The 18940-nt window shown below is 66.9% G+C and carries 21 protein-coding genes; 12 read left to right on the top strand and 9 right to left on the bottom strand.

Annotation, left to right across the window (positions count from 1 at the left end; genetic code table 11):
- Positions 1-43: 43 nt before the first annotated feature.
- The 8 genes from DAT37_RS31160 to DAT37_RS31125 all read right to left on the bottom strand — a co-directional run bounded on the left by DAT37_RS31160 (position 44) and on the right by DAT37_RS31125 (position 7306).
- Positions 44-964: a cation diffusion facilitator family transporter gene (locus DAT37_RS31160; protein ID WP_109528409.1), complete on the bottom strand. Its 921-nt coding sequence runs from the start codon at positions 962-964 to the stop codon at positions 44-46.
- A 101-nt stretch (positions 965-1065) separates the two neighbouring features.
- Positions 1066-1983 carry a cation diffusion facilitator family transporter gene (locus DAT37_RS31155; protein ID WP_109528408.1) on the bottom strand — a complete coding sequence of 306 codons (918 nt, stop codon included), beginning with the start codon at positions 1981-1983 and terminating at the stop codon, positions 1066-1068.
- A 72-nt stretch (positions 1984-2055) separates the two neighbouring features.
- Positions 2056-3273 (bottom strand): mannose-6-phosphate isomerase, class I, encoded by a 1218-nt coding sequence (gene manA / locus DAT37_RS31150; protein ID WP_109528407.1) that lies wholly within the window; start codon positions 3271-3273, stop codon positions 2056-2058.
- Positions 3273-4490 carry a tobH protein gene (locus DAT37_RS31145; protein WP_109528406.1) on the bottom strand — a complete coding sequence of 406 codons (1218 nt, stop codon included), beginning with the start codon at positions 4488-4490 and terminating at the stop codon, positions 3273-3275. Before DAT37_RS31145 ends, manA begins: the two co-directional genes overlap by 1 nt.
- 112 nt (positions 4491-4602) lie before the next feature.
- Positions 4603-5979: a phosphomannomutase/phosphoglucomutase gene (locus DAT37_RS31140; protein WP_109528405.1), complete on the bottom strand. Its 1377-nt coding sequence runs from the start codon at positions 5977-5979 to the stop codon at positions 4603-4605.
- Positions 5980-6046: 67 nt separating this feature from the next.
- Positions 6047-6433 carry a DUF3499 domain-containing protein gene (locus tag DAT37_RS31135; RefSeq protein ID WP_109528404.1) on the bottom strand — a complete coding sequence of 129 codons (387 nt, stop codon included), beginning with the start codon at positions 6431-6433 and terminating at the stop codon, positions 6047-6049.
- A 101-nt stretch (positions 6434-6534) separates the two neighbouring features.
- Positions 6535-7011, bottom strand: a complete 477-nt coding sequence (locus DAT37_RS31130) for a metallopeptidase family protein (protein ID WP_198654510.1) — start codon at positions 7009-7011, stop codon at positions 6535-6537.
- Between the two features lie 61 nt (positions 7012-7072).
- Positions 7073-7306: a WhiB family transcriptional regulator gene (locus tag DAT37_RS31125; RefSeq protein ID WP_029901515.1), complete on the bottom strand. Its 234-nt coding sequence runs from the start codon at positions 7304-7306 to the stop codon at positions 7073-7075.
- A 348-nt stretch (positions 7307-7654) separates the two neighbouring features.
- Between DAT37_RS31125 and cofD the strand changes: the two genes are divergently transcribed.
- The 10 genes from cofD to ahcY all read left to right on the top strand — a co-directional run bounded on the left by cofD (position 7655) and on the right by ahcY (position 16996).
- Positions 7655-8794: a 2-phospho-L-lactate transferase gene (gene cofD, locus DAT37_RS31120; RefSeq protein WP_232840103.1), complete on the top strand. Its 1140-nt coding sequence runs from the start codon at positions 7655-7657 to the stop codon at positions 8792-8794.
- Complete coding sequence (locus tag DAT37_RS31115; protein WP_232840102.1) at positions 8791-10149, top strand: coenzyme F420-0:L-glutamate ligase; 1359 nt, start codon at positions 8791-8793, stop codon at positions 10147-10149. The genes cofD and DAT37_RS31115 overlap by 4 nt, the downstream gene beginning before the upstream one ends.
- Positions 10150-10246: 97 nt before the next feature.
- A complete protein-coding gene (locus tag DAT37_RS31110; RefSeq protein WP_109528401.1) occupies positions 10247-10768 on the top strand; it encodes an NUDIX hydrolase in 522 nt (173 codons plus the stop codon).
- A gap of 186 nt (positions 10769-10954) precedes the next feature.
- Positions 10955-12187: an alkane 1-monooxygenase gene (locus tag DAT37_RS31105; protein ID WP_109528400.1), complete on the top strand. Its 1233-nt coding sequence runs from the start codon at positions 10955-10957 to the stop codon at positions 12185-12187.
- Between the two features lie 2 nt (positions 12188-12189).
- A complete protein-coding gene (locus DAT37_RS31100) occupies positions 12190-12363 on the top strand; it encodes a rubredoxin (RefSeq protein WP_109528399.1) in 174 nt (57 codons plus the stop codon).
- Positions 12364-12422: 59 nt separating this feature from the next.
- Positions 12423-12590, top strand: coding sequence for a rubredoxin (locus DAT37_RS31095; RefSeq protein ID WP_232840125.1), 168 nt, complete (start codon positions 12423-12425; stop codon positions 12588-12590).
- A 40-nt stretch (positions 12591-12630) separates the two neighbouring features.
- Positions 12631-13251, top strand: a complete 621-nt coding sequence (locus DAT37_RS31090) for a TetR family transcriptional regulator (RefSeq protein ID WP_109528615.1) — start codon at positions 12631-12633, stop codon at positions 13249-13251.
- Positions 13252-13443: 192 nt separating this feature from the next.
- Positions 13444-14601: an alkane 1-monooxygenase gene (locus DAT37_RS31085; protein ID WP_232840101.1), complete on the top strand. Its 1158-nt coding sequence runs from the start codon at positions 13444-13446 to the stop codon at positions 14599-14601.
- Positions 14602-14643: 42 nt separating this feature from the next.
- A complete protein-coding gene (locus tag DAT37_RS31080; RefSeq protein WP_198654509.1) occupies positions 14644-15411 on the top strand; it encodes an esterase/lipase family protein in 768 nt (255 codons plus the stop codon).
- Between the two features lie 103 nt (positions 15412-15514).
- Positions 15515-16996, top strand: a complete 1482-nt coding sequence (gene ahcY / locus DAT37_RS31075; RefSeq protein WP_109528395.1) for an adenosylhomocysteinase — start codon at positions 15515-15517, stop codon at positions 16994-16996.
- Positions 16997-17094: 98 nt separating this feature from the next.
- Here the strand turns inward: ahcY and DAT37_RS31070 are convergent, their stop codons facing one another.
- Complete coding sequence (locus tag DAT37_RS31070; protein WP_109528394.1) at positions 17095-17343, bottom strand: hypothetical protein; 249 nt, start codon at positions 17341-17343, stop codon at positions 17095-17097.
- Positions 17344-17473: 130 nt separating this feature from the next.
- On the opposite strand from DAT37_RS31070, the gene DAT37_RS31065 reads away from it, so the two are divergent.
- The gene (locus DAT37_RS31065; protein WP_109528393.1) at positions 17474-18121 is read left to right on the top strand and encodes a dTMP kinase; all 648 of its coding nucleotides are present in this window, start codon (positions 17474-17476) and stop codon (positions 18119-18121) included.
- A gap of 78 nt (positions 18122-18199) precedes the next feature.
- Entirely contained in the window at positions 18200-18877 is a 678-nt protein-coding gene (gene mtrA, locus DAT37_RS31060) for an MtrAB system response regulator MtrA (RefSeq protein WP_109528392.1), read from the top strand.
- The last annotated feature ends 63 nt before the right edge of the window (positions 18878-18940 follow it).

Raw genomic sequence — 18940 nt, 5'->3', positions numbered from 1 at the left:
TGATCGCCACTGGCCCGACCGTGGTCGATCACGCCTTCGACGGTCAGCCGAGCCGCTCGCGATACAGGTCCGGTTCGAGGTAGATCCGCTCCGCGATCGGCACCGCCGCGCGGACCCTGGCCTCGGCGTCATCGATCGCCGCGGCGATGTCGGCGATATCCAGTCCCGGGGCGACGGCGATCTTCGCGGCCACCAGTAATTCCTCCGGACCGAGGTATTGGGTCTCCAGGTGGATGACGCGTTCGATCCTCGCGCCGTCCACCAGATTCGCGCGGATGGCCGCGTCCTGGCGCGGGGTAGCACCCTCACCGATGAGCAGACTCTTCATCTCCACGATCAGGACGGTCGCGATGACGCCGAGCAGGATGCCGATGCCGAGCGTGCCGATCCCGTCCCAGATCGGGTTGCCGGTGACCATCGTCAGCCCGACGCCCGCGAAGGCGAGCAGCAGACCGATCAGCGCACCGCTGTCCTCGAGCAGTACCACCGGCAGTTCGGGGTTGCGGGAATTGCGGATGAAGGCCCACCAGCTCGCCTGCTGTTTGAACGGGCGGGATTCGCGGGTGGCCGTGGCCAGGCTGAACCCTTCCAGGACCATCGCGACCAGCAGGATCACGATGGCGACGAACGGGTCGCTGAGATGTTCGGGTTCGCGGATCTTGTGGATCCCCTCGTCGATCGCGGCGAGCGAGCCGAGCGAGAACAGCACCAGCGCGACCGCGAACGCGTAGAAGTACCGATTGCGGCCGTAGCCGAAGGGGTGCAACCGATCCGGACGCTGCTCGGCGCGTTTCTGGCCGATCAGCAGCAGTCCCTGATTGGCCGTGTCGGCGACCGAGTGGATCGCCTCGGCCAGCATCGATGACGATCCGGTGATCGCGGCGCCCGCGAATTTCGCCACGGCGATCCCCGCGTCGGCCGCCAACGCCGCGTACACCGCCGTCTTGCTACCACCGCTCGACATACCGGGCGACGCTACTCGCGGACCCGGTCGTGACGGGGCAGGCACACCAACCGCCGAGCCCGGGTGAATTGTCGATCGACCGGACCCACCCGGGAATCGGGCTAGTTCGCTTCCCGATACAGATCCGGTTCGAGGTAGATCACCCGCGCGGCGGGCACGGCCGCGCGCACCCGCGATTCGGCCTCATCGATGGCGTTGGCGATCTGGCCGATATCGAGTCCGGGCGTGAACGCCAGTTTGGCGGCGACCAGGATCTCCTCGGGACCGAGGTACTGCGTCTTGAGGTGGATGACCCGCTCGATGCGGTGACCGTCGACCAGATTCGACCGGATCTTGCCGTCCTCCTCCGGCGTCGCGCCCTCACCGATCAGCAGGCTCTGCATCTCGATGATGAGGATGACCGCGATGACACCGAGCAGCGCGCCGATCGCCAGGGTGCCGATGGCGTCCCACACCGGATCGTCGGTCAACATGGTCAGTCCGACACCGAAGAAGGCGAAGACCAGACCGATCAGCGCGCCGGTGTCCTCGAGCAGCACCACCGGCAGTTCGGGGCTGCGCGAGGTCTTGATGAACCGCCACCAGCTGCTCTTGCCCTTCAGCGGCCGCGATTCCTTGACCGCGGTCATGAAACTGTAGGTCTCCAGTCCGATGGCGATCAGCAGGATCACGATCGCGACGATCGGCGACTTGAGTTCCTCGGGGTGTTGAACCTTGTGGATACCTTCGTAGAGCGCGTAGATCGAGCCGAGCGTGAACAGCACCAGGGCGACGATGAACGAGTAGAAGTAGCGGTTGCGGCCGTAGCCGAACGGATGAAGCTGGTCGGCTTCCTTTTCGGCACGCTTCTGCCCGAACAGCAGCAGGCCCTGATTGGAGGTGTCGGCCACCGAGTGCACCGCCTCGGCCAGCATCGACGCCGAACCGGTGATCGCCGCACCGACGAACTTCGCGACCGCGATTCCGGCATTCGCCGTCAACGCGGCGATAATCGCCTTCTTGCCACCACCAGCAGACATATGTCGGGTGTCCTCTCTCGTTTGCCGATCTCGGCTAACTTAGCGTGCCCCGCAGCCGGTCACCGAATGAGATCAGTTCGGGTGGCCGACGCACGCGCAGAAGAACTGAGCCGCGCCGTCCACCGCCTGCGCCCGAATATCGCTGTCGGCGGCCGAGATCCAGGCGGCCGCGCCGCGCTCGAGCAGCAGGGTCTGTCCGCCGCGCAGCAGCCGCAGGGTGCCCGCCGTGCACAGCACGATACCGGGGCCGTCGTGCAGCGGCACCTGCCCCGTGCCCGCGGTGAGGTCGAAGCGGTGCAGGGCGAATTCCGGTGCGGGCGTGCGGTATCGGACCGACCCGTCGCCCGCGGGTTCGGGCAGCACGGCGGGCAGGTCGATCGGTTCGAAATCCAGGACCCGCAGCAGTTCGGGCACGTCGACGTGTTTCGGGGTGAGACCGCCGCGCAGCACGTTGTCGGAGTTGGCCATGATCTCGACGCCGAGTCCGCGCAGGTAGGCGTGCAGGTTGCCCGCGTCCAGGAACAATCCCTGTCCGGGTTCCAGGGTCACCCGATTGAGCAGCATCGCCGCGAGCACCCCGGCGTCACCGGGATAGGCCTCGGCGAGTTCGAGCGTGGTGCGGGCCTCGGCGACGAAGACCCGGTCGTCCCTGGCCGACAGGTAGCGCACGCAGCCGTCGAGCACCGCGGGCAGCAGCGAGGCGAGCACATTGTGCGGCAGGGTGATCCAGGTCGTGAACAGCGTGCGCAGTCCGGCCGAATCCGGCTGCGCAGCAAGGAGTTCCGCATACGATTCGAGCTGGGGCACACCGAGCGCGCGCAACAGCGCCACCGTGCGCTCCGGCGCGCGGAATCCCGCGAGCGCCTCGAACCGCTCCAGTGCGACGACCAGTTCCGGCTTGTGGTTCTCGTCGCGATAGTTGCGCATCGGTGAATCCAGCGGCACCCGCGCGCGATTCTCCCGTTCGAATCCCGTCTGGGCCTGGACCTCGCTCGGATGCGCCTGTAGCGACAGCGGTTCCTCGGCGGCCAGGATCTTCAGCAGGAACGGCAGTTTGCCGCCGAACTCCGATGCGGCCGCGCCGAGTTCGCGCTCGGGATCGGCCTCGACCAGCTTCAGCAGTGAGACGGTGCCCTCCGGCGTGCGCACATGGGCGGGATCGGCGGGATGGGCGCCGAACCACAATTCGGCCTCGGGATGGGCGGAGGGAACGGGTCTGCCGCACAGTTCGGCGAGCGCGGTGCGCGAACCCCAAGCGTAGGAGCGCAACGCACCAACGAGTTCGTGCACTAGTAGCGTCCCCCGTCGTACTGATCACCCGGGGCCGCGGCACCGCCGCGCGCACCGATCAAACGCAGGTAGGCCGCGGCCATTTCGATGCGGACGGCGAGCACGGCGAGTTGCTCCAGTTCGGTGCTGTGTGTGGCCGATCCCGGCAGCGGAACCCCGGCCTCGTCGACCCGGGCCCGCGTCGGACCGGCCGGATCGTCGAGCGTGTTCTGCAACAGATCGACGTCGGCGTTGAGCAGATCGGCGTCGACCACGCCGGAACCGCCGAATACCGCGAGCCTGCGGCGGGCCGAGGACTGGTCGGGGTCGGTGCTGAGCACGAAGATCCTGGTGCGTTCCACCGGGGCCGGGCCGTCGAGTTCCTCGTCGTGGAACAGCGGATCGAAATCGGGTGCCACCCCGCCCGCGGCGTCGGCCAGGCGCGCGTTGGCCGCGACGGCTTCGTGCAGGTCGGCGGAGGCCGCCACCCGGCCCGCCGACTGCAACAGCACCTCGGCGCTGTGCTCGGCCAGTGCCACGGCGGCGGGGGAGTCGCCCGCGAAGACGATCCCGTGCTGTTGCATCCGTGTCGCCAGCGTCTTGGCCGGATTGTGGAAGACCTCGTTCTGCGGAGCGTCGCGCATGGCCTCGGCGTCGAGTACGTCGGCGAGCGCGGCGAGGTCCGGGACGACGGCCCCCGACCGCGACGGGTCGACGGTGCGCAGCACCGCGATCCCGACCGCCAGGTAGCGCAGCAGCCGATTGTGGTCGAGGACGGTGACGCGCGGTTCGAGCAGCGCGCTGCGACGGGCCGCCGCGGTGCGTAACGGGCCCTCCATCGGCGCCGCGATCACGACCTCGGCACCGCGTCGCTGTGCGCGGTCGACGGCATCGATCAGGCGTGGATCGCCCGCGTCGTCGCCCGCGATCAGCACCACGTCGAGTGGTCCGACCCAGGCCGGGAGGGCGGGAGCGGGCACGATGGGCAGCCCGGCGCGGTCGCCGAGCGCCGCGACGAGCAGTGCGCCGGCGCGTGCGGCCCGGCCACCGCCGGTCACCAGGACGACGCTGCGAGGTCGGAGGTCGGTGAGCGACGCGAGCGCGTTCTCGTCGACGGCTGCCGCGGTCGCGCGTACCTGGGCGCCTCCCGAAGCGGCCGAACGCAGGGCGCCGCTGCTGTCGGCTGCCTCGAGCGATGCGGCGTCATCGAGGTCGAGTACCGGAGTTCCAGCGATCATCGGGCGTCCCACCTCCCCTCATCCGCTGTATTCGATTCGTCCGAACGCACCCGGGTCGTACACACCGAGCCCAGGTCGGACGAATCCACTGTCTGTGATTCCACTATTCCAGTCAGGAGCGGACGATGCTCAGGATCTCGGTCACGAGTGCGTCTACTTCCGCCGACGTCCTGGCTTCGACGTTCAACCTGAGCAACGGTTCGGTATTGGACGCGCGCAGATTGAACCACGCGTCGTCGGCGAGTTGCACGGTCACACCGTCCAGCCGGTCGATGGCGACCGCGCGGTTCCCGAATGCCTCCAGCACCGCGAGCGTCCGCTCGGCCGCGTCCGCGACGGTGGAATTGATCTCGCCGGAGGCGGCGTACTTGTCGTAGGCCGCCATCAGCTCCGAGACCGGCCGGTCCTTCTCGCCGAGCGCGGCGAGTACGTGCAGGGCGGCGAGCATGCCGGAATCGGCGCCCCAGAAATCGCGGAAGTAGTAGTGCGCGGAATGCTCACCGCCGAAAACCGCGCCGGTGGTTGCCATCTCCTGCTTGATGAACGAGTGGCCGACCCGGGTGCGCACCGGGGTGCCGCCGAGTTCGTGCACCAGTTCGGGCACCGCGTGCGAGGTGATCAGGTTGTGGATGACGACCGCGCCCGGCTCCTTGGCCAGCTCACGCTCGGCCACCAGGGCGGTGATGGCCGACGGCGACACCGGATCGCCCTTCTCGTCCACCACGAAACACCGGTCCGCGTCACCGTCGAAGGCCAGCCCGATATCGGCGCCGGTACTGCGGACCAGCTTCTGCAGATCCACCAGATTCGCCGGATCGAGGGGATTGGCCTCGTGGTTGGGGAAGGAGCCGTCCAGTTCGAAATACAGCGGCTCGATCTTCACCTGGCCCAGTGTGCCGAGCACCGCGGGCACCGTGTGCCCGCCCATGCCGTTGCCCGCGTCCACCGCGATGGCCAGGGGGCGGATGTCGTCGAGTTCGACCAGCCCGCGCAGGAAACTCGCGTAGTCGGCGAGCACGTCGACCTCGGTCTCGGCGCCGCGCGGTCCGTCGAAAGCGGGCACGCCCGAGACGACTTCGTCCTTGATGATGCCGAGGCCGGTGTCCTGGCCCACGGGCAGCGCCTTGGCCCTGCACAACTTGATGCCGTTGTAGCGCGCCGGATTGTGGCTCGCGGTGAACATCGCACCCGGGCAGTCGAGGCTGCCGGAGGCGAAATACAGCTGGTCGGTGGAGGCGAGGCCGATATGCACCACGTTCAGGCCCTGCCCGGTCACGCCCTCGGCGAAGGCCGCGGCCAGTTCCGGTGAGGAGTCGCGCATGTCGTGTCCGATGACAACGCGAGAGGCGCCCTCGGAGCGCATCAACCGCGCGAACGAGGCCCCGACGTCGCTGACGAATTGCGCGTCGAGCTGTTCACCGACCACTCCGCGAACGTCATAGGCTTTGATCACCGCGTTCACGAATTCGGCAGAGCGCGTGGCTGTCATAGCCACTACCCTAGTGGCTCGGCCGGACGGGATCGACGGGGTCCCGTTCTCGTGCCGCGGGGGTGGGTCAGCTCGGCGGGTCGGGCAGTACGCGCAGATGCCCGCGTCGCCCGGTCCTGGTGGTGCGCTGCTGGGGCGGCGGCGGTGCGTAATCGCGGTAGCCGCGCTGGTCGGGTTCGGGGGGACGGCGACGCAACCCGGCCTCGCGCACGGCCTCCGCCAACGCGGTGAGATCGTCGTCGTCCGGTGTGCTGGAGGAGAATCCGCCTTCGTGCCTGACCATGTCCCAGCCCTTGGGGGCGGTGATGCGGGAGGCGTGGGTTTCGCACAGATCCCATGAGTGCGGTTCGGCGACGGTGGCCAGTGGTCCGACGACGGCCGTCGAGTCCGAGTACACATACGTGAGCGTCGCGACGGCCGGATTCTTGCAGCCGGGTCGGCAACAACGACGCATGGGGATCACGCGGATGAGAGTAACCCCACTCGGCCCTCCGAGGTGGCCGGACACGCGGTAAAAGGGGTGAGGCTCACAGCGGGATCGCCACGGTCGCCGCGCTAGTCCTCGGGGTCGATGAGGTCGGGATCGACTCCGAGGTAGGTGGCGATCTGTTGCACGAGAACCTCGCGCAACAGATCGATGAGGTCGTCGGGATCGCCCGCTCGCAGTTCCAATGGTTTGCGGAACAGCACGACCCGCGCACGGGTCGCCGCCCCGTGCCGGTCGACGCCCGCGGGCACCAGTCGGGACAGGGGTACGGGGCCGTCCGCCACCACCTCGTCCGGCCAGGTGACCGAATCGGGGTGCAGCGGACGGATTTTGGGGACATCGTCGACGGCGATATCGAGTTTGGTGAGCCGATCGTGCCAGCGGCTGTCCAGTGGCGCGAACGCCTCGAGCACCAGTCGGTCGAATTGCTGGCCGCGCGTACGCCACGCCGGGACGGTCGGAGGAAGCATGGGTCCGCGCACGCCGCGACCACGCCGGATCACCGACCGGGCGGTGGGTGGTCGTCGATTGCGAGAGCGAGACATAAGAGAAATCTAGGTGAACACGCACCGACCTCGTGCATCGAGGTCGGTGCGGCATCAGGTTCTAGCCGATTCCGCGCTTGAGGCGGCGGCGCTCCCGTTCGGAGAGGCCGCCCCAGATCCCGAAACGCTCATCGTGTGCGAGTGCGTATTCCAGGCACTCGTCGCGTACTTCGCAGCCCATGCAGATCCGTTTGGCCTCGCGGGTCGAGCCGCCCTTCTCGGGGAAGAACGCCTCCGGATCGGTCTGCGCGCATAGGGCACGTTCCTGCCACTGCTCTTCGATGGATTCGAACATCTCGTCGAAGCCCGTCACGACCAGGCTGAGCCGGGGTGTCGATATGTCGTCACCCGCCTCCTGTTCGATCCGGCCGATGTCTGTGCAGACGCCACGTGCTGCGCCTGCTGTGGAATCGGTTGGCGAGACCATGTCTTCGGCCATCGCTCCGCCTCCTCACTGTGTGTTAGCGCAGAATGATTCTTTCCGTCGGACCAACGCGCACACCGACGGCCGTACCCCGCGACGTTGTCCCGCGGACATCCCCGTGCTCGTCATTCCAGTGCGAACATCTGTTCGAAAAACCGCTCGCGCCATGCACTCTCGCGCGAGCCCGGAATGACATGTCTGTGATTAGACACGCCGGATGTGTTGATGGTCAAGCGGCCGACGCTATTCCGTTACTATCCGTCGCCGATTTCTGTGTTGATCTTGTGGTACCCACTAGCAAATGGCCAGCAAATATGCGACGAACACCGCCGGTTCCGGTACCGCATAGGCTGTGTCGATGTGACTGCACAACAAGCGGACATCGTGCCCGCGAACGGGCCCAAGATCGCCGTACTCGTCGGTGGAGTCGGTGGCGCGCGGTTCCTGCAGGGTGTTCGGGAACTGCTGCCGGAAGCCGACGTTTCCGCGATCGTCAATGTAGGTGACGACGTCTGGATGCACGGCCTCCGCATTTGCCCCGACCTCGATACCTGCATGTACACGCTGGGTAACGGAATCGATACCGAACGGGGATGGGGGCGGGTCGGAGAAACTTGGCACGCCAAGGAGGAACTCGCCGAATACCATGCCGAGCCGGACTGGTTCGGGTTGGGCGATCGGGATATCGCGACGCACTTGATTCGAACCGAAATGTTGCGCGCCGGGTACCCGCTTTCCGCGGTCACCGAAGCGCTGTGCAAGAGGTGGCAACCGGGCGTGAAACTGATCCCGGCAACCGACGATCGCTGTGAAACGCATGTCGTTGTGAGTGATCCTGGCAACCCTGGCGAACGTCGCGCGATCCATTTCCAGGAGTGGTGGGTTCGTTACCGAGCGAACATCGAGACCCATGGATTCGCGACAATCGGGGCGGATGACGCCACTCCCGCCCCAAATGTGATCGATATCATAGATCAGGCCGACATTGTTATGTTGGCCCCCTCCAATCCCGTCGTCAGCATCGGCGCGATCCTCGCGGTGCCGGGAATCCGCGGCGCGCTGCGCACCACGCGGGCCAAAGTGATCGGGGTATCGGGGGTCATCGACGGCAAACCGCTGCGCGGCATGGCCGACGAATGCCTGTCCGTGATCGGGGTCGAGACCACCGCGGAGGCGATCGGCAGGCATTACGGCGCCCGCTCGGCGACCGGCATCCTGGACGGTTGGCTGATCCACAGCACCGACTCGGCGCGGGTGCCGGGCGTCGAGGTGCGTAGTGTGCCCTTGCTGATGACCGATCCGCCCACCACCGCGGAAATGGTGCGTGAGGCCCTCGACCTCGCCGGAGTGAAATGGTGACAGTAAACCCTGGCGTGAATTCCGATCACGCCGCGAACGAACTGCGCATCCTGCCGATCACCGGCCTGCCGGAATTCCGGCCGGGCGATGATCTGGCCGAGCACATCGCGGCGGCGGCGCCGTGGCTGGCCGACGGTGACATCCTCGTGGTCACCAGCAAGATCGTGGCCAAGGTCGAAGGCCGGATCGTCGCCGCGCCGCTGGATCCGGAGGAACGCGACAGCGCGCGCCGCGCACTCGTCGATCAGGAAGCGGTGCGGGTGCTGGCGCGCAAGGGCCGCACCCTGATCACCGAGAACAAACTCGGCATCGTCCAGGCGGCCTCGGGGGTCGACGGGTCCAATGTCGAACAGGGCGAGCTGGTGTTGTTGCCGAACAACCCCGACGGCAGCGCGAAGGCGTTGCGCGCCGCGCTCGGTGAACGTCTCGGCGTCACCGTCGCGGTGGTCGTCACCGACACCATGGGGCGGGCCTGGCGCAACGGACAGACCGATGCCGCCATCGGGGCGTCCGGTCTTCGGGTTCTGCACGACTACGCGGGCGCGGTGGACGGGCAGGGTAACGAACTGCACGTCACGCAGGTCGCGATCGCGGACGAACTGGCCGCCGCCGCGGATCTGGTGAAGGGCAAGCTCGGCGGCGTACCCGTCGCCGTGGTGCGTGGGCTGCCGATCACCGACGACGGCTCGGGCGCGGTCGACCTGCTGCGCGGCGGCACCGAGGATCTGTTCTGGCTCGGCACCGCCGAGGCGATCGAACGCGGACGCAAGGAGGCGCTGCTGCTGCGCCGTTCGGTCCGGCAGTTCGCCGACACCCCCGTCGACCCCGAACGCATTCGCGGCGCCGTCGCGACGGCGCTGACGGCGCCCGCGCCACACCACACCCGTCCGGTGCGTTTCGTGTGGCTGCGCGAACGCGGGTTACGCGAGGCGTTGCTGGAGGCGATGGCCGACAAGTGGCGCACCGACCTCACCGCCGACGGACTCGATCCCGAACGGGTGGAGCGCCGGATCGCGCGCGGGCGCATCCTCTTCGACGCACCCGAGGTGATCATTCCGTTCTGTGTGCCCGACGGCGCGCACGATTACCCCGACGAGCGCAGGCGCGCCGCGGAGCGGACCATGTTCACGGTCGCGGTCGGTGCGGCGGTACAGGGTCTGCTGGTCGCGCTGGCCACCGACGGGATCGGCAGCTGCTGGATCGGCTCGACGATTTTCGCCCCGGAGGTCACCCGTTCGGTGCTCGGCCTCGCCGAGGACTGGAATCCGCTGGGCGCCATCGCCGTCGGTCATCCGCTCGAGGAGCCCGCGCCGCGTGCGGTATTCGGTCCGGGCTCGGGGCTGGTGGAACTGTGATGATGGGAACCGTGACCCTCCGAACCGTGACCCTCCGAACCGTGACCCTCCGAACCGTGATCGCGTCCACCTGTTCCGCCGTCGGCGGATTCGCGCGATGAGCGCCGAATCGCTGCACGCCTCGGCCACCAAACTACTCGAATCATGGTGCCCGGCAACACGTCCCGATCAGTCGCTACGGGAGGCGATGCTGGCCTTCCTCGGGTCGGCGCCCGGTGGCTGCCTGCGCGGGCACGCGCCGGGGCACATCACCGCCTCGACCATCGTCTTCTCGCACGACCGGAGCGAGGTCCTGCTGACCCTGCATCCACGGGTCGGGCGTTGGCTCCAACTCGGCGGGCATTGCGAGGAGGGTGACGAGACGGTCGCCGACGCGGCGCTGCGCGAGGCGACCGAGGAATCCGGTATCGAAGGCATCTACCTGGAACCGGAACTGTACGGGGCGCAGGCGCACCCGATCACCTGTTCGCTCGGTGTGCCGACGCGCCACCTCGATCTGTTGTTCCTGGCCGTCGCCCCGGCGGGCGCGGTTCCGGTGCGCAGCGCGGAGTCGACCGACCTGCGGTGGTGGCCGGTCGGCGCGCTGCCCGACAACGCGGATGTTCTGCTTGACCGCTAGTACCCGTCATCGAAGGGCCGCATCCTCCGGGGTGCGGCCCTTCGCCGTTTCCGGGGCTCCTCCCGCACAGATCAACTTTACAAATTGGCTAATTTGTATAGACATCCGACACTGTGATGGCTATTGTAAAACACAGATGTATTGCGCGTCACACTTTCGGCGCGCCGCTGGAAAGAGGAGACAACGATGTCGACGGATATCGACGCGGCCGAGCGCCCGACACAGGCGTGGCGCGACCGCAAGCGATACATGTGGCTGTGGGGGCTTTTCGCGCCGACGGGGCTGTTCACCATCGGCCTTCCGCTGATCTGGGCGCTCAACGAGCTCGGCTGGCACCGGCTGGCGCAGGTGCCGTTCTGGCTCGGTCCGATCCTGATCTACGTGCTGATCCCGATCGCCGACGTCTTCTTCGGCCCGGACGGTGAGAATCCACCCGACGAGGTGATGGAGTACCTGGAGAACGACAGGTACTACCGCTATCTGACCTACCTGTACCTGCCGTTCCAGTACGCGGGACTGGTGATGGCCTGCTACCTGATCACCGCGGACGACGTGAGCTGGCTCGGCATCGACGGCGGGCTGCACCTGGTCGACAAGATCGGGCTCGCCATCACCGTCGGCATGATCGGCGGCATCGGTATCAATACCGCGCACGAACTGGGCCACAAGAAGGTGCGCCTGGAACGCTGGCTGTCGCGGATCGCGCTGGCCCAGCCCTTCTACGGCCATTTCTACATCGAGCACAATCGCGGCCACCACGTGCGGGTGGCGACGCCGGAGGATCCCGCCAGCTCCCGGATCGGCGAATCCTTCTATGCCTTCTGGCCGCGCACCGTGTGGGGGAGTCTGAGCTCGTCGTGGCGTCTGGAGTCGACTCGGCTCGAGCGTCTCGGCAAGAAGCCGTTCAGTCTGCACAACGAGGTGCTCAGCGCCTGGCTCATGTCGGTGGTGCTGTACGCCGCGCTGGTCGCGATCTTCGGTATCGAACTGCTTCCGTACCTGGTGTTGCAGGCGGTGGTCGGATTCAGCCTGCTCGAGGCGGTCAACTACCTCGAGCACTACGGGCTGGTGCGCGAGCGGACCGCGTCGGGTCGCTACGAGCGCCCCGCGCCGGTGCACAGCTGGAACAGCGATCACCTGGTCACCAATATCTTCCTGTACCACCTACAGCGTCACAGTGACCATCACGCCTACCCGACGCGGCGCTATCAGACGCTGCGCAGCTGGGACGGCGCACCCAATCTGCCCAGCGGCTACGCCAGCTTGATCCTGCTCGCCTACTTCCCGCCGCTGTGGCGTCGGGTGATGGACAAGCGGGTGCTGGCCCATTACGACGGTGACATCACCCGGGCCAATATCCACCCGGGTAAACGGGATCGTGTCCTCGCCCGGTACGGCGCGAGCACGACGGAGGTGTAGTCGTGAGCTCTTTCCGTTGCCCCGTCTGTGATTACGTCTACGACGAGTCGAAAGGTGAACCACACGAAGGATTTCCGGCTGGGACGGCCTGGTCCGAGGTGCCCGACGACTGGTGCTGCCCCGATTGCGGCGTACGCGAGAAGATCGATTTCGAACCGGTAGGAGTGAGCGGATGAGTACAGCGTCACCCAGCGAAGCGGCGACCGGCCGGGAGGCGGGCCGGCCGGATTACAAACTGTTCCAATGCGTCCAGTGCGGTTTCGAATACGACGAGGCGCAGGGCTGGCCCGACGACGGAATCGCCCCCGGTACCAGGTGGGACGATATTCCCGATGACTGGACCTGTCCGGATTGCGGCGCGGCCAAGGCCGATTTCTTCATGGTCGAGATCGAACGGTCGTGAGATTTTGACTGCGGCAGATGCCCGTGACAGTGTCGCGGGTATGCCGCGTACCGGACCGAGGGTTCCCTATCAGGAAGCGGCGCGGCTGCTGCTGCGCACATCCGTCCTCGACGGTATGCGCGAACTGCTCGTCGAACGGGACTGGGCCAAGATCACCCTCGGCGATGTCGCGACCAGGGCGGGTGTCAGCAGGCAGACCCTCTACAACGAGTTCGGTTCACGCGCGGGCCTGGCGCAGGCGTACGCGCTGCGACTGGCCGACGATCTCGTCGATCACGTCCATACCGCGATCGACGGCAACGTCGGAGACGCGCGCGCCGCGTTCCGGGAGGGTCTGGCCGGATTCTTCCTGGACGCGGCCACCGATCCGCTCGTGCAGTCGCTGCTCTCGGGCGAGGCGAAATTGGATCTGCTTCGCCTCATCACCCTCGACGCGGGGCCCTTGCTCGCGCACGCGACCGATCGCCTCGCCGGAGCCTTCGAGAACAGCTGGGTGGATGCCACCCGGGCGGAATCGGAGATCCTCGCCCAGGCGTTGGTGCGGATCGCGCTGAGTTACATCCCGACCCCGCCCGGTCCCGGGCATAACGCCCCCGCCGAGCTGAGTGAGTTGCTGGCCCCTTACGTGGAGGCGATACTGTCCGCGAAGGACCGTCGGTAGCAGCGGTTCGGGCCGAAGCTCAGCGGTAGCCGTCGGTGCATAGAGCGTCGAGGCACTTGTGATTTCAACCAAAAACCGACTAGCAGGGTTGTAAGTACCACCACGTTTGATTGCCTAGGCGCTGTGTAACAGTCCGAAACACTGTATGTATTGTCCTGCAACGAAGTGGAAGTACGGATAAGCGGGGCAAACGTGCAATCGGTTGGCAAACCGAAGGGGTCGCTCGATCCCAAACGCCATCTCTGGGTGTTCGGTCTGCTCGCGCCCGCCTGCGCGCTGCTCCCTTCGCAACTGGTCCTGCGAACCGGCTACGAAGTCTTCTGGTGGATCGGGCCGGTCCTGATCCTGATCGTCATCCCGGTGCTGGACTGGGTGGTCGGCGAGGACGGATCCAATCCGCGCGACGAGGACTACGAGCGCCTGTCCAACGACAGGTTCTACCGGTGGTGCACCTACCTCTTCCTACCGATCCAGCTGATCGGTCTGGTGATCGCCAGCGCGATGTGGGCAGGCGACGATCTGAGCCTGCTGGACAAACTCGGCCTGGCGACCACCCTCGGCTTCGTCAGCGGCATCGGCATCAACGCGGCGCACGAACTGGGTCATCGGGTAGAGGTCCTCGAGCGCTGGCTGGCGAAACTCGCGCTGGCGCAGTCCGGCTACGGCCATTTCTTCGTCGAGCACAACCGTGGTCACCACGTCCGCGTCGCCACCCCGGAGGATCCGGCGAGCGCCAGGCTGGGGGAGTCGCTGTGGGAATTCCTGCCGCGCAGCGTCCTCGGCGGATTCCGTTCGGCGATCGGCCTGGAGCGCGAGCGACTGGCCCGGCGTGATCGCGGCTGGTGGAGCCCGCACAATCACATCCTGCAGGCCTGGGCGATGTCGCTGGTGCTGTTCGGCTCGCTGATCGGGGTCTTCGGCATCGCGACGGTGCCGTGGCTGTTCCTCCAGGCCGTGATCGGGGCCGCGCTGCTGGAGACGGTGAACTACGTCGAGCACTACGGCCTGTTACGCGAACGCAGGCCCAACGGCCTCTACCGCCGTTGCTCGGCCCGCGACAGCTGGAACAGCGATCGTCTGGTCACCAATATCTTCATGTTCCACCTGCAACGGCACAGTGACCATCACGCCAACCCCGGCCGCCGCTACCAGACGTTGCGCACCTCGGCGCTGGCGCCGCAGTTGCCCGCGGGCTACGCCAGCATGATCGTGCTCGCCGCGCTCCCGCCGCTGTGGCGAGCGGTGATGGACAAGCGCGTGCTCGCCCACTACGACGGCGACCTCGACAAGGCCAATGTCCTGCCCCGTAAACGGGTCAGACTGCTGGCCTCGCGCCGGGCCGCCGCCTGATCTCGAATCACGCGCACGCGCGGATTAGGTTAGGCTCAGCTAATGTTCGATAGGTTGCTCGTCCTCGCAACCGCCGCCTCGGCTGCCTTCACTCCGCTCGCGGCCGCTCCCGCCGCCGCCGCTCCCGCCGCGTCGACGGCCCCGGCCACCACGCGCGGTGTCGTCGTCATCGTGCCCGGCCAGTCTCTGGGCTCGCTGCCCTACCAGCCGATGGCCGCCGAATTGCGCGCGGACGGATACACCTCCCTCGTCCTCGATCTGAAGGGATTCGACGTGGCTGCCGACGCTGCCTCGGTCGCCGTCGCGGTGGACGCGGCCCACACCGAATATCCCGGCGTTCCGGTCGCCCTGGTCACGCACAGTATCGGCGCGCTGAGCGGCCGCTACTACCTGCGCGATCTCGGCGGCGCGGACCGGATCGCCACCTATATCGCGATCGGCGCGCCGCAGTACGGATCGCCCGGCGCGTGCGGGCAGTCGGTGGGCGCCGAGATCTGCCCGGACACCCGCTTCATGGCCGACCTCAACGCGGGCGACGACACCCCGGGACCGACGACCACCTACTACTCGATCCGCAGCGAGCGGGAATGGTCCGACGGGCGCCTCGACGGCGGACAGTGCCGGATCACGCCGTTCCCGACCCTCGGCAACGGCGGCGTCGACCACGCGCTCGAACCGCTGCTTCCCGCGGTGCTGCCGCAGGTGCGCGGCGCGCTCGCGGGAGTGTGCGATGGTGAATTCGTCGACGAACCCGACGGCGCGATCGACCCGAGGTCGACTCTCTTCCCGAACGGCGTCCCCTACAGCTAGTACCACCGCGATACGGCAAGACCGTCGCGCTGTGCCACGGCGCGGAGCGACGGACTAGCCTTGCTGATCGAACCGACATTCACCGAGAGGCTGATCCAGGCGCATGACAACCTCAGAACTTCCCGCACGCACGTCCCTGACCGCCGATGTCCGCAACGGCGTCGATTACAAGGTGGCGGACCTCGCGCTGGCCGAATTCGGCCGCAAGGAGATCCGGCTGGCCGAGCACGAGATGCCCGGTCTGATGGCGCTGCGCCGCGAGTACGCGGACGTGCTGCCGTTGCAGGGCGCCCGCATCTCCGGTTCGTTGCACATGACCGTGCAGACCGCGGTGCTGATCGAGACCCTCGTCGCGCTGGGCGCGCAGGTGCGCTGGGCCTCGTGCAACATCTTCTCGACCCAGGACCACGCCGCCGCCGCGGTCGTGGTCGGTCCGCACGGCACCGTCGACGCGCCCGAGGGCACGCCGGTCTTCGCGTGGAAGGGTGAAACCCTCGAGGAGTACTGGTGGGCCGCCGAGCAGATGCTCACCTGGCCGGGCGAACCCGCCAACATGATCCTCGACGACGGCGGCGACGCCACCATGCTCGTGCTGCGCGGCGCGCAGTTCGAGAAGGCGGGCGTGATCCCGCCCGAGGACGACGACCACTCCGCCGAGTACAAGGTGTTCCTCAACCTGCTGCGCGAGCGTTTCGAGACCGATCGCGGCAAGTGGGGCGCCATCGCCGAATCGGTCAAGGGCGTCACCGAGGAGACCACGACCGGCGTGCTGCGGCTGTACCAGTTCGCGGCGGCGGGTGAGCTGGTGTTCCCGGCCATCAATGTCAACGACTCGGTCACCAAGTCGAAGTTCGACAACAAGTACGGCACCCGCCACTCGCTGATCGACGGCATCAACCGCGGCACCGATGTGCTCATCGGCGGCAAGAAGATCCTGATCTGCGGTTACGGCGACGTCGGCAAGGGTTGCGCGGAATCGCTTGCGGGACAGGGCGCCCGGGTCCAGGTCACCGAGATCGACCCGATCAACGCGCTGCAGGCGCTGATGGACGGCTACGACGTGGTCACCGTGGAGAAGGCGATCGCGAACGCCGATATCGTCATCACCTCCACCGGCAACAAGGACATCATCACCCTCGATCACATGAAGGCGATGAAGGACCAGGCCATCCTCGGCAATATCGGCCACTTCGACAACGAGATCGACATGGCCGCGCTGGAGCGTTCCGGTGCGCACCGGCTCAATATCAAGCCGCAGGTCGACCAGTGGACCTTCGAGTCGGGCAAATCCATCATCGTGCTGTCGGAGGGGCGTCTGCTCAACCTCGGCAACGCGACCGGACACCCGTCGTTCGTGATGTCGAACAGCTTCTCCAACCAGGTCATCGCTCAGATCGAGCTGTGGACCAAGCCGGAGGAATACGACAACGAGGTCTACCGCCTGCCCAAGGCGCTGGACGAGAAGGTCGCCCGCATCCACGTCGAGGCGCTCGGCGGTGAACTGACCAAGCTCACCAAGGATCAGGCCGAGTACATCAACGTCGATGTCGAGGGACCGTACAAGCCGGAGCACTACCGGTACTGACGCCCGCGAGGCATCCTTCCTGAATCACGTGTGCCCCGTCGAGTCTCGCTCGACGGGGCACACGCGTGCGCGGGCGTCGCCGTGTTCGCTCGTGCGGGCTACAGCCGAAGCCGGTAGCAGTCGCCGTAGAAGTACAGCCGCAGCGCGCAGTTGATCCCGGCCGAACCCGTCATCGACAGCAGTCGGAAGACGGTGGCGATATCGGCGGCCGATCCGGAGGCGCTGCCGGTGTCGGCCGCGACGGGATCGGCGGGTGGAAGTGGATCCGCGGCTGCGTTGCCGCAGATGACGGCGCTGGAGATGGCGATCGCCGCGACGATCGCGGGCAGAATGCGTGATTTCGGCATGTGGTGGACCTGCCTGATAGAGGGTGGAGCCGCCGCCAATATACGACAATCTGAAGTGTTGATATTTCATATTTGCCGAGTTGGTCGGGTGGCGTCGGTCCGTCACGCTCCCGCATGTAGCCTGCTCCTCATGGGTGCGCTGGTATCGGTCGAAGGGATCGACGGAGCGGGTAAACGAACGCTGATCGACGGCGTCGGCGCCGCCCTGCGTGCGCGCGGTCTGCGCGTCGCCACGCTGGCCTTCCCGCGCTACGGCCGTTCGGTGCACGCGGATCTGGCGGCCGAGGCGCTGCGCGGCGGACACGGCGATCTGGCCGACTCGGTGTACGCGATGGCGCTGATGTTCGCGCTCGACCGCGCGGCCGCGCTGCCCGAACTGTCGAAAATGGTGGCCGACAACGATATTGTCGTGCTCGATCGCTACGTCGCCTCCAACGCCGCGTATTCCGCTGCCCGCCAGAAGGAATCGGCGGACGGCGAAACGGTGCGCTGGGTGGGCGATTTGGAATTCGGCCGATTCGCGCTTCCGGTGCCCGCGCTACAGGTGCTGCTCGACGTGCCGACGGCGGTGGCGGCCGAGCGTGCGCACCGGCGTGGCGAACTCGACGAGTCCCGGGCTCTGGATGCCTACGAACGCGACGGCGGTCTGCAACAGCGCACCGACGAGGTATACCGCGAGCTGGCCGACCTGAATTGGTTCGGGCCGTGGTGGAAGTTCCGAACCGACGACGACGCCTCGACGTTGATCACCCGATTGGCCGAAATCGTTGCCCGATAAGGTTGGATGTGCGGCGGGATTCGACCAGTGTTGGCGTGGCGGCCCGCTACGAGCGCGAGAGATGACAACACAGTAATTATGAAGCCGAAGATTCTGGTCGTCGACGACGATATGGCGCTCGCGGAGATGCTCACGATCGTCTTGCGCGGGGAAGGGTTCGACCCGCATGTGGTCGGCGACGGCACGCAGGCCCTGGCCGCGGTACGTGAGATCCGCCCCGATCTCGTGTTGCTGGACCTGATGCTGCCCGGTATGAACGGCATCGACGTATGCCGGGTGCTGCGCGCCGATTCCGGGGTGCCGATCGTGATGCTCACGGCCAAGACCGACACGGTCGACGTCGTGCTCGGTCTGGAGTCCGGTGCCGACGACTACATCGTCAAACCGTTCAAACCCAAGGAACTCGTCGCCCGGGTGCGCGCTCGCCTGCGTCGCACCGAGGACGAGCCCGCCGAACTGCTCTCCATCGCGGATATCGTCATCGACGTGCCCGCGCACAAGGTCAGCCGTTCCGGCGTGCAGATCTCGCTGACGCCGCTGGAATTCGATCTGCTGGTGGCGCTGGCGCGCAAACCGCGCCAGGTCTTCACGCGCGAGGTGCTGCTCGAACAGGTATGGGGCTACCGGCACGCGGCCGACACCAGGCTGGTCAACGTGCATGTGCAGCGCCTACGCGCGAAGGTCGAGAAAGACCCGGAGAATCCTGAAATCGTGCTGACCGTCCGCGGGGTCGGGTACAAGGCCGGACCCCCGTGATCGATAGCGAGGAGCGTCCCGCGGGCGCGGTCGGGCACGACGACCCGGCCGGTGCGTCACGCG

This window comes from Nocardia aurea (assembly GCF_003123685.1).
GTDB lineage: Bacteria > Actinomycetota > Actinomycetes > Mycobacteriales > Mycobacteriaceae > Nocardia > Nocardia aurea.
Note: the sequence above shows the minus strand (reverse complement) of the source record. Positions and strands in the feature narration are given on the sequence as shown.